This window comes from Gelidibacter gilvus (genome assembly GCF_004115975.1).
GTDB lineage: Bacteria > Bacteroidota > Bacteroidia > Flavobacteriales > Flavobacteriaceae > Gelidibacter > Gelidibacter gilvus.
This window is the reverse complement of record NZ_SDDZ01000001.1, coordinates 545,397-556,822: the sequence shown is the minus strand read 5'-3', so window position 1 is coordinate 556,822 and position 11,426 is coordinate 545,397. Positions and strand designations below refer to the sequence as shown.

Sequence of the window (11,426 nt, the reverse complement as noted above, 5' to 3'; positions counted from 1 at the left end):
AAATTAGTGTCTCATTACAAAGCACCAAATTCCAATAGAGCAGACAAACAATAATGTGTAAGTATTTGTGGAATTTATGGCTCAATACGAACTCTCAGAAACAAAGCACCAAATTCCAAAGGAGCTGACAAACAATAATATGCAAGTATTTGTGGAATTTATGTCTCAATACAATATTCCAAAAACGAAGCACTAAATCACCTGAGACAGATGTACATAATCTGTGAGAATCCGTGAAAGTAGTGGCTGTTTAGATAACATCGATAAACTGCGCCATAAAAAAATCCTGCTTCAGTGCCGAATTATTATCGGGAGAAGCAGGATTGTATGTAAATGATTAATAGCACTGTAAAAATGCAAATTATTTTTCAAACAGTCGGCAAAAAACTACAATTGGTCAATAAATCTATATGAATGGTAGGTTGATTCAAAAATGTTCGACGAAATGCACGATAATAATAAATCTTCATCTTAATTATATTTCACCTTCCTTAAAATCCGTAAGGTTTCCTTATAACTCTTATAAACGCCTTCGTTATAGTCTTTTAAAAAGGGTTTAGCCTCAGTAAGTTTGTCAACAGCATCATGAAATAAGTTGAAATAGCAGATGAGATAGGTTGCTGGCAGATTTTTCAGATCTTTTTCTTCATTGGCGCTTAAAGTCAACCCTTTTTTAAGTTTTTCTAAAATAGCATTATTGGTATTATAAATATGATGCAATACTTTCTTATCGAACTGAGGTGCCTCAAAAAGTAATTTAGTTTCAATATGATAGGTGGCATTATTTCCAAAGTTGATGAGTGTTTCCTCTAACGGATAATATTTATAATCGTTATGTAATCCTAAGCTCACATATTCCACAATTTTAAAAGAATCTTCATCGTAATTGATGGTCACTTCATCCAAAGTTGAGAAAAACAATCGTACCTGTTCATTGATAAGCTCAATATCTACCCTACTGTAAAATGTTTCGTCCTTATACACTTTCTTTTGGCCCGCCCAACAGAGAACAAAATACTCTTTAAAAACCTTGTATTGGGGATGGTAATCTTTTCGTTTACTCAAAAAATCAAAAACACCATCAAGCGTATGTTGGATATTATTTTGAGAATGATTTTCAATGGCTTCAACAATTTTTGAGTTGACATCCTTAATCTCAATATCATAAACCTTGGGCATGCTCATGCTTCCAACCCTAAAAAACACCGAACCCCCATAATATTTCCAGATATTTTTCCGCAATGAGGTCAAGCCATCAATAGGTCTGATGGTGACCAAACCCACTACTTTGTCATCCGGCAGATGCGGAAACGGAATATTCTCGTATTGCACAATCGGTGGATTCGTCAAATAAGCATTAATAAGATTTTGGATTTTACTGTCATCAAAAAAATCAACTCCAGTAATACTATTATCCTCATCTTCCACCCCTATAACGATATAAGAATTGTTTTTCGGATTGCTATTGGACAGGGCGCAAACATGCTTTAAAAATTTCGCCTTCCCTTCCTTTTCGCCAATATCCACCTGCCGCTTCTTGTCATAGAAACTGTTCTCATCATTGTGAGCCAATAGGTTTTTTATGAGAAGACGTTTGTTGATCACGACGACGCGATTGATTATTGGTTATTAGTATTATTTATTCTTACCCAAGATAAATTGAATATTCTCTATTGCTATTATTTATTCTATTGCTTCTGAAAAGGCATTATTCAATCACACTTTGAACCTCTACGCTCTGAATTTTTGAGATAATTAATGAATATTGAAAGTTGGTCAATAAAATTTTGAGCTTTTTTATTTAGATCTTGATACGTTTCTTCCGAAATATGCTGTCTATTATACGCTCATCATAGTTGTGCCTTTGATTCGCTACAAGAACCTCTTGAAAACCCCAAAAACATAATAAATTATTTATCCCTCCACGACCGAAGCCTTCAGCAATGTGGTCCATAATTGAACCTGAAGATCCATTGATCCGTTCTTTTAATTTTTAATCCTTCTGAAGCGAAGTGCTACATATAATATTCCAAATAGCTTCACAAAACAGTGTTGCTTCCTATAAACCTCCAATTCTTCAAATGATCCAAAGTGTACCATAATAAGGCATCAAAAATAAAAAATCTCTACAATTATCAAGAAATCAGTTCGATTTTTTGATAATTGTAGACGACGCCTGTGCCGTCGGAAACACCAACAAATCCGCAATATTCACATGCGCTGGTCTGGAAACGGCAAAATAAATTATCTCCGCTATATCCTCTGGTTGCAATGCTTTATAACCTTTATAAACGCTATCGGCAACAGCATCACCTTTAAAGCGGACTTGGGAAAACTCGGTTTCTACCAATCCAGGATTAATCGCACTGACTTTAATGCCAAAAGTATTCAAGTCGATACGCATCCCTTCCGTAATTGCCAAAACAGCATGTTTACTGGCACAATATACATTCCCTTTGGGATAGACTTCCTTTCCGGCAGAAGACCCGATGTTGATGATATGCCCCGATTGCCGCTCGGTCATCTGAGGAATGATTGCTTTACTAACGTACAATAAACCTTTGACGTTAATGTCCATCATGGCATCCCAATCGTCAGTATCTCCAGTTTGGATAGGATCCAATCCGTGTGCATTTCCTGCGTTATTGATTAAAATATCTATCTTTTTGAAATCCTCAGGCAGTGATGCAATGGCTTCAAAAGTAGCCACCTTATCGCTGACATCAAAATTCAAGGTGTGGACATCGGTCGTTCGTTCCAATGCTTTTTTAATGGTGTCCAAACGCTCTTGGCGTCTGCCGCATAATATTAAATTAATACCGTGTTTTGCAAACTCATGTGCAGTTGCGCGCCCAATACCGCTCGTGGCGCCTGTGATTAATGCTGTTTTTCTCATGTCCAATAGTCCCGTGAAAACGGGAATCTCTATTTTTGTTAATATTAAAAAATTTTATTTTACTTTTCTTATTTCGATGTTTCCTTTTTTTTGTTGCAATAACTAAGCTGTCTTATATAAGATTAACTACGTTGAACCAAAGGATTCCTGCCTGCGCAGGAATTTGTGCCTTAAAAATACTTAAAACTCAAAGATTAAGCGATTTTAGTTTCTATGATTATCCCTTTAAGAGGATTGAATCTTGAGATCGTATTTTCGAAATTTACAAATTGTTAATTAATTTCAATTATTTCATTAGGCATAAACATCAGACTATAAGCACTATGAGCTTAGACGTAAAACTCAAATGGTCGAATTAGCTAAAGAAAGCGTATATATACCAAACCTAAAATTATATAACACAATGAATTTATTTAAAAAAGCAACTTTATTAGCCCTTATAACTTTCTTTTCCTTTGGCTGTAGTGACGACGATTCCACACAGGACGCACAAGGAAAAGCAAAAATTTCTATAAAATTGATGGATGCACCCGGAGATTTTGAACATGTTTATATTGACGTCGTTGATGTTAAGATAAAAGTGAATGACGGCAGTGATGGTGATGAAGGATGGCAAAGCTTGAAAACCATCAATACTGGAGTATATGATCTACTCACTTTGACAGGCGGTGTGAATGTCCTTTTAGTTGATGATTTTGAAGTGCTTGCAGGTACTTTAAATCAGATCCGTTTGATTCTGGGTGATAATAACACCGTCGTTATTGATGGCAAAACATATCCATTGAAAACGCCAAGTGCGCAGCAATCTGGACTGAAAATTAAACTCAACCAAACCTTATTGCCAAATATGGCTTATACGTTTCTACTGGATTTTGACGTAGATAAATCTATAGTTATTGCTGGTAACTCGGGTAATATCAATTTAAAACCTGTAATTAGAGCTAGTGCAGAAGCTAGCACCGGAACTATTTCAGGAAGTATTTTACAACTGGGCGTGCAAACACATATAAGCGCTACCAATGGTGTGGAAGAAATAACAACCTACACTGATGTTGAAGGGAACTTCCTATTGGTTGGCTTAGCACCTGGTAACTACACGGTTAACATAACACCCGATCCAACATCAAACCTTACGCCATCACTTCTGGAAAATGTTGTAGTGTCAGCAGAAAAAGACACTGCAATTGGCATAATAACAATGAAATAGAGGTATATTTCATAAAACTATATTAAAAGAGCAACGCCAATGGTGTTGCTCTTTAACTTTTAACCAATCCTTAACAGCAATCCAATAAAAATTTTAACAATTTGCACTACTCAAAAAAAATGACCCTATTTGAGACTAAAATTAAATCTAATATGATGGAAGATACTGTTGATATCAAAAGCATTAACGAAAAAATTGAAAGAGAAAGTGCCTTTGTTGATTTGCTAACTTTTGAAATGAACAAGGTGATTGTTGGCCAGAAATATATGGTAGAACGCTTGCTGATTGGCTTATTGGGACAAGGCCATATTTTGCTGGAAGGTGTTCCTGGTCTAGCAAAAACCCTAGCTATTAATACCTTATCCCAAGCTATTGAATCCAGTTTTAGCAGAATTCAATTCACCCCAGATTTATTGCCGGCCGATGTTGTTGGAACATTGATCTATAACATGAAGGTGAATGATTTCACCATCAAGAAAGGGCCAATTTTTGCTAATTTTGTCCTAGCGGATGAGATTAACAGAGCCCCAGCCAAAGTGCAATCGGCGTTATTGGAGGCCATGCAGGAAAAGCAAGTGACCATTGGAGATGAAACCTTTAAACTCGATCGACCATTTTTGGTAATGGCCACTCAAAACCCAATTGAGCAAGAAGGAACCTATCCACTTCCTGAAGCGCAAATTGACCGTTTCATGTTGAAAACCGTGATCGATTATCCAAAAATTGATGAAGAGCAACTTATTGTTCGTGCCAATCTTAAAGGTGCTTTTGACAAAGTCAATGCCGTTGTTTCTACAGAACAAATTTTAAGAGCACAAGAAGCAGTTCGTGAGGTTTATATGGACGAAAAAATCGAAAAATACATTCTCGATATCATCTTCGCCACACGTTATCCTGAAAAATATAAACTTGCCGATTTAAAACCATTGATTTCATTTGGGGCTTCGCCACGTGGGAGTATCAATTTAGCTATTGCTGCAAAATGTTACGCCTTTATCAAACGTCGTGGCTATGTGATTCCTGAAGATGTCCGTGCCGTGGTTCATGATGTGCTTAGACACAGAATTGGTATTACTTACGAAGCTGAGGCAGAAAATGTCACTTCTGTTGACATTATCAACAAAATCGTCAATCAAATTGAAGTACCATAATTAAGTCCGCAGTATTCAGTATGCAGTTGGCAGTAATATAGTCACTCATTTTGAATTTTAGCGACTGAAAACTGAAGACTGCCAACTGCAGACTCAAAAAAAAATGGATACAAAAGAGCTTTTAAAAAAAGTACGTAAAATTGAGATTAAGACACGACGCTTGTCTAATCATATCTTTGGAGGAGAATACCATTCGGCCTTTAAGGGGCGTGGTATGACGTTTAGTGAAGTGCGCCAATATCAGTATGGTGATGATGTCCGTAATATCGATTGGAATGTTACCGCACGCTACAACGAACCTCATATCAAAATATTTGAAGAAGAACGTGAGTTGACCATGATGCTCATGGTGGATATTTCTGGATCGGAATGGTTTGGAACCGAATCGCAGTTTAAAAATGAAGTGATCACTGAAATTGCCGCCACCTTGGCGTTTTCAGCGACTCAAAATAATGATAAAATTGGCTTGATCCTATTTACCGATGCCATCGAATTATATATTCCACCAAAAAAAGGAAGATTCCATGTGCTGCGCATCATCCGGGAATTGATAGAATTTAAGCCTAAAAGTAAAAAAACAGATATTACGCAAGCCATCAAATTTTTATCCAGCGTGATGAAAAAGAAAGTCATTGTTTTTATTCTTTCTGATTTTATGGCTGATGATTACAAGCAAACGCTTAAAATTGCCGCCAACAAACATGACGTAACTGGAATAAGAGTTTACGATAAACGGGAAGAAAACATTCCAAATTTGGGCATGGTCCAAATGATGGATGCCGAAAGTGGTGAATATATGTTGGTCAATACAGGTTCTAAAAGAATGCGAACAGACTATGGTAAATACTATAACGAGCGCGTCAACTATTTTAAGGAAACCTTTACAAAATCAGGTGCCGGAGCTATAGACTGCCGGGTTGATGAGAGCTATGTCACAAAATTATTAGGCTATTTTAAACGCAGAGCTTAATTGATGAAGAATTTAAAATTAAGAATGAAAAATTTTGGATTAGGTTATAATAAAGCAACATCGGTCATCGGTCATCGGTCATCCGTCCTTTTATCTTTTTTCTTTTTTCTTGTCTCTATTTTCTCCTTCGCCCAAGTTAAATCGTCCATCGATTCAACAAAAATCAAGATTGGAGAGCAGATTACCTATAAGATTGAGGTAGAAGCAGACACTACGGATTTAGTCGTTTTACCCGAAGGGCAAACTTTTATACCGTTGGAAATGATTGAATCCTATAAACCGGATACGACAAAAAATAAAGCGAGGTACAACCTCATCAAAAAATATGGGTTAACCCAATTTGACTCGGGTAGCTATACCATCCCAAGACAAAAAATAATCATAGGTACCAAAGAATATTTCACTGATTCTTTAAGAGTAGAAGTGAACAATATTCTTGTCGATTCAACAAAACAGGGGCTTTATGATATCAAACCTTTTATAAAAGTCGAGAAAAGCAGTAGTGATTGGTGGAAGACCGCACTCTTCATTCTCGCCATTCTCGCCTTGGTGGCATTTGTAATGTATTGGTTCATTTGGCGTAAGAAACCTTTGACCGAAGCCGAGGAAATCGCATTGCTCCCACCTTACGAACGGGCGAAAATGGCCTTGCAAAAGTTGGATGAATCTGATTATTTACAGCAATCCGAACTAAAGGGTTATTATTCGGAATTGACCTTTATCATTCGGCGTTATTTGGACGAACAGGTTTACGATCGTGCGCTGGAAAGTACTACTGATGAATTGATCAATCGCTTAAACTTACTTAAAGATGGCAATCAGATTGAACTGACCAAAAACGATATTAGAAATATTGAAACCATCTTAAAACGTGCCGATTTGGTGAAATTCGCCAAGGTGACACCAGATGTAGAATTGGCAAAGATTGACAGGAATACGGTTGACCTGGAAATTGACAATGTCAAACAAGCCCTACCGGAGCCTACAGAAGAAGAAAAACTACTTGATCAACAGTATAAGGAAAAACAAGCACGCAAGAAGAAACGTCGTAAAGTCATTATCACTGTTGTCGCTTCGCTGTTTTTAATCTTGGCAACGTTTGTAGGATTTTCTGTGAAATACGGATTTGATTATGTAAAAGACACCATCATTGGCCATGAGAGCAAAGCATTGTTGGAAGGCGTTTGGGTGACGAGCGATTACGGCGTTCCTCCAATTTACATTTCTACACCAGCCGTATTAGAGCGTGTAGAATCACAGGCTATTGATACCATCTCTAATGCCAAAACAACAATGTTCAGTTATGGAACCTTATTAAGTTCATTGAATATTGCGGTCAGCACTTCAAGGTTGAACATTCCCGATTCAATAAAAGTTGATTTAAATCTAGCCATTGAAGGAAGTCTTCAGATGTTGGAGAAGAACAATGTTAAGGACATCATTACTAAGCGAGAAAAATTTGTTACCCCTAATGCTGCCGAAGGATTGAAAGTGTTTGGTACGGCGTCGTTTCCGGGCCTTTTACCAGACCAATACCGTAAAGGCAAATATGTTTTTCTGGCATTCACTGCTCAGAATATATTACAGCAAATCATTTTGGTTTGGGATGCAGAAGACCAATACGCTGAAGAAATTATGGAGCGTGTCTTGAACTCCGTTGAACTTAAAAAGGTAGAATGATGCTGGGAGGAATAGAATTTGTAAATAAAGAGTTTTTCTGGTTGTTTTTACTACTGCCCCTGCTCATTTTATGGTATGTATTAACACATAAAAAGCAAACGGCAGAACTTAAAATATCAACAATAAAAGGGTTTAAGTTGACCAACTCTTGGTTGCCAAAAGCAAAACATGCGCTTTTTGTAATGAGGCTGTTGGCATTATCTTTAGTGATTACCGCATTGGCGCGACCAAGAACTGTAGATGTATCCACAAAAACAAAAACCACAAGAGGGATAGATATTGTCATCGCTATTGACGTCTCTGCGAGTATGCTGGCCAAAGATTTGTTGCCCAACCGACTGGAAGCGCTAAAAGTGGTCGCTTCTGAATTTATAAAAAGCCGCCCGAATGACCGTATTGGGATTGTGGAATATGCTGGAGAAGCTTATACCAAAACGCCCATTACCAGTGACAAGGCCATTGTATTGCGAGCGCTCAACGATATCAGGTATAACACCATTATTGAAGGCGGAACTGCCATTGGTTCTGGTTTAGCAACCGCTGTTAACAGAATCAAAGACAGTAAGGCAAAAAGTAAAGTCATTATTTTATTGACAGATGGCGTCAACAACTCTGGATTTATAGACCCAAAAACGGCAAGTGAATTAGCAGTAGCTTATGATATTAAAGTGTATACTATTGGGATTGGAACCAACGGAATGGCTTTGTCACCTGTTCAAATTTTACCCAATGGAAATTTTCGATATGAACGCCAATTGGTAGAAATTGATGAGGAGTTAATGAAGGACATTGCCAAGGCCACTGGAGGAAAATATTTTAGGGCTGATAACAATAAAAAACTGGAAGCCATCTATGACGAAATTAATCAGCTAGAAAAAACGGAAGTTGAAGAGTTTAAATACTCCAAATACGAAGAAAAGTACCGTCCGTTGATATTATTAGCTTTTGGACTCTTGTTATTTGAATTTTTATTGCGGTCAACCTTGTTTAGAAGCTTTAATTAATGAAAAATAATAGAAACACATTTCTGTATTCATGGCAAATTGACGCCAAATGAATACTGAATACTGAATACTGAACATGCAATTAGAAGAAAAAATATGGTTTTGGGGATTAATGGTCATCCCATTGATCGTACTCATATTTGTGCTACTGCAATGGTGGAAACATCGGATGCAGCGCAAATTTGCGAGCAAGCCATTATTAAAAAGATTAAGTCCGAACACATCCATTTTCAAACCTATTTTGAAAGTTGTAGTGCTCTCTCTTGCTTTTGTCTGCTTGGTCCTGGCTTTGGTCAACCCAAAAGTTGGTACAAAACTTGAAACAGTCAAACGTGAAGGCGTTGATATCGTGTTTGCTGTTGACGTATCAAAAAGTATGTTGTCAGAGGATATCGCACCGAATCGTCTGGAAAAATCAAAACAATTGGTCACCCAAATCATTAATAATTTGGCGAGTGATCGTGTAGGCATCATCGCATATGCAGGAAAAGCGTTCCCGCAATTGCCAATTACAACAGACTATGGATCGGCAAAAATGTTTCTGCAAAGTATGAATACCGACATGCTTTCATCTCAAGGCACCGCGATCCATGAAGCTATTGAACTTGCAAAAGATTATTATGATGATGACGTAGACACTAATCGCGTTCTCATTATTATTTCTGATGGTGAGGATCATGGTGACTTGGCTACAGAAGCAGCTCGTGAAGCCTTTGATAAAGGCATCCGGATTTTTACCATTGGTGTTGGCGATGTCAAAGGTGGTCCCATCCCAGAAAAGCGAAATGGCATCATCGTCAACTATAAAAAAGATCGACAAGGTGAAACGGTCATAACCCGCTTGGATGAGAATACCTTAAAAAGTATTGCCCAAGAAGCTCATGGCTCTTATATTAACGGAAGAAACACAACGGAAGTGGTAGAACACATTCGCGACATTTTGAACAAAATGGACAAAACTGAATTTGAAGCCAAACAATTTGCCGATTTTGAATCGCAATTCCAATGGTTTTTGGGTGCGGCCATTTTTTTCCTTATGATTGATATTTTACTACTTGAAAGACGTACCTCATGGTTAAAACGTTTGAATTTATTTAACGAAAACGCGGCATAACTTTAAGAAAACATTATAATATTGATAGCAATAGTTTTTTTAGATTTATGAACTGTTTAAAAATGAGGAAGATAAATTATGATTTTGATTGAATTGAACTTCTGATGCACACAGCCATCAGTTTACAAAAAGAGTTCATAATGACCTAGATAAATGAAAAACCTTACACTTCTATTAGTGTTTTTTACATGCTTCGGCTTTTCTCAAGATAAAGAGAACGAGAAGGAACAATTGCTGGCTGCAAAGAAATCGAATGATTTGATTTATGAAGCCAATGAGTTAATGGATGATAATAATTTCATTTCTGCAGAGAAAGAATATCGAAAAGCCATTTCCAAACAACCTTCCTCTGTAGCAGGAACCTATAATTTAGGAAATTCCTATTTTAAAGAAGGCAACTACGAAGAAGCCCTTTATAGACAGCAACAAGCTGCTAAAAATGCCACCGAAAAATCGCAAAAGCATAAGGCATTCCATAATATTGGAAATATCTTAATGAAGAACAAACAATGTAAAGATGCCGTTGAAGCTTATAAAAATGCTTTAAGAAATGATCCAACGGATGATGAAACCCGTTACAATCTTGGTTTAGCAAAAGAATGTGCTGAGCAACAAAAAGATGATCAGCCGGATGAAAATCAGGATAAAGACAAAGACAAACAGGACGAAAACAAAGATCAAGACAATCAGGACAAGGATAACAAAGATCAGGATAACAAAGAAAATAAAGACGATCAAGGTGATCAGGACAAGAAAGAAGGCGACGATAAAAAAGATGAGGATAAGCCAACAGATGAAAAGGAAGATAAAAATCAAGAACAAAAACCACAACCGGGAAAATTATCCCCTCAACAAATAAAGAACTTATTGGAGGCCATGAATAATCAAGAACAGAAGGTTCAGGAAAAAATGAATGCCGATAAACAAAAAGGCGTTAAAGTACAAACGGAAAAAGACTGGTAAAAAGAGTTTTGATTTCTGAATAACGATTAACGATTTATGATATAAGATTGATATGACGACAAATGATTTAGAAGAACGCGTTATTGATTTTGCAGTGTTAATTGTAGACATCGTTGAAGAAATTAAAAATAATTATGCCGGCAATTATTATGGGAATCAATTGATCAGATCCTCTGGCTCACCCGCTCTAAATTATGGTGAAGCAAGAAGTGCTGAGTCTCATAAAGATTTTGTTCACAAAATGGGCATCTGTTTAAAAGAGTTGAGAGAAAGTTACAACTTTTTGAAAATAATCTTTCGTGCTAACTTGTATATTGGAGATAAGCAAAACATCTTAAAGGTTTTAGATGAGAATAATCAACTTATTTCAATTTTTGTCGCAAGTATTAAAACCTCTAAAAACAACAATTCAAAAATCGTTAATCGTTAATCGTTGTTCGT

General features: G+C 36.8%; 10 protein-coding genes. 8 read left to right on the top strand and 2 right to left on the bottom strand.

The features are described 5' to 3' along the window. Positions 1 to 471: 471 nt before the first annotated feature. Together ESZ48_RS02395 and ESZ48_RS02390 are read right to left on the bottom strand one after the other, a co-directional pair. Positions 472 to 1,605 carry an ATP-binding protein gene (locus ESZ48_RS02395; protein WP_129015699.1) on the bottom strand — a complete coding sequence of 378 codons (1,134 nt, stop codon included), beginning with the start codon at positions 1,603 to 1,605 and terminating at the stop codon, positions 472 to 474. Positions 1,606 to 2,143: 538 nt separating this feature from the next. Further along, positions 2,144 to 2,896: an SDR family NAD(P)-dependent oxidoreductase gene (locus tag ESZ48_RS02390; RefSeq protein ID WP_129015698.1), complete on the bottom strand. Its 753-nt coding sequence runs from the start codon at positions 2,894 to 2,896 to the stop codon at positions 2,144 to 2,146. A gap of 403 nt (positions 2,897 to 3,299) precedes the next feature. Here ESZ48_RS02390 and ESZ48_RS02385 point away from each other — a divergent pair, with 403 nt between their 5' ends. From ESZ48_RS02385 to ESZ48_RS02350, 8 genes are all read left to right on the top strand, one after another. After that, positions 3,300 to 4,103 carry a DUF4382 domain-containing protein gene (locus ESZ48_RS02385; protein WP_129015697.1) on the top strand — a complete coding sequence of 268 codons (804 nt, stop codon included), beginning with the start codon at positions 3,300 to 3,302 and terminating at the stop codon, positions 4,101 to 4,103. Positions 4,104 to 4,255: 152 nt separating this feature from the next. After that, the gene (locus ESZ48_RS02380; protein ID WP_394345716.1) at positions 4,256 to 5,254 is read left to right on the top strand and encodes an AAA family ATPase; all 999 of its coding nucleotides are present in this window, start codon (positions 4,256 to 4,258) and stop codon (positions 5,252 to 5,254) included. Positions 5,255 to 5,357: 103 nt separating this feature from the next. Beyond that, positions 5,358 to 6,224: a DUF58 domain-containing protein gene (locus tag ESZ48_RS02375; RefSeq protein WP_129015696.1), complete on the top strand. Its 867-nt coding sequence runs from the start codon at positions 5,358 to 5,360 to the stop codon at positions 6,222 to 6,224. Between the two features lie 24 nt (positions 6,225 to 6,248). Continuing rightward, positions 6,249 to 7,904, top strand: a complete 1,656-nt coding sequence (locus ESZ48_RS02370) for a BatD family protein (RefSeq protein ID WP_129015695.1) — start codon at positions 6,249 to 6,251, stop codon at positions 7,902 to 7,904. Next, positions 7,904 to 8,908, top strand: a complete 1,005-nt coding sequence (locus ESZ48_RS02365; RefSeq protein WP_129016050.1) for a vWA domain-containing protein — start codon at positions 7,904 to 7,906, stop codon at positions 8,906 to 8,908. Before ESZ48_RS02370 ends, ESZ48_RS02365 begins: the two co-directional genes overlap by 1 nt. Positions 8,909 to 8,984: 76 nt before the next feature. Next, positions 8,985 to 10,022 carry a vWA domain-containing protein gene (locus ESZ48_RS02360; protein WP_129015694.1) on the top strand — a complete coding sequence of 346 codons (1,038 nt, stop codon included), beginning with the start codon at positions 8,985 to 8,987 and terminating at the stop codon, positions 10,020 to 10,022. Between the two features lie 153 nt (positions 10,023 to 10,175). Continuing rightward, positions 10,176 to 10,985 (top strand): tetratricopeptide repeat protein, encoded by an 810-nt coding sequence (locus tag ESZ48_RS02355; protein ID WP_129015693.1) that lies wholly within the window; start codon positions 10,176 to 10,178, stop codon positions 10,983 to 10,985. 52 nt (positions 10,986 to 11,037) lie between these two features. After that, positions 11,038 to 11,415, top strand: coding sequence for a four helix bundle protein (locus ESZ48_RS02350; RefSeq protein ID WP_129015692.1), 378 nt, complete (start codon positions 11,038 to 11,040; stop codon positions 11,413 to 11,415). The last annotated feature ends 11 nt before the right edge of the window (positions 11,416 to 11,426 follow it).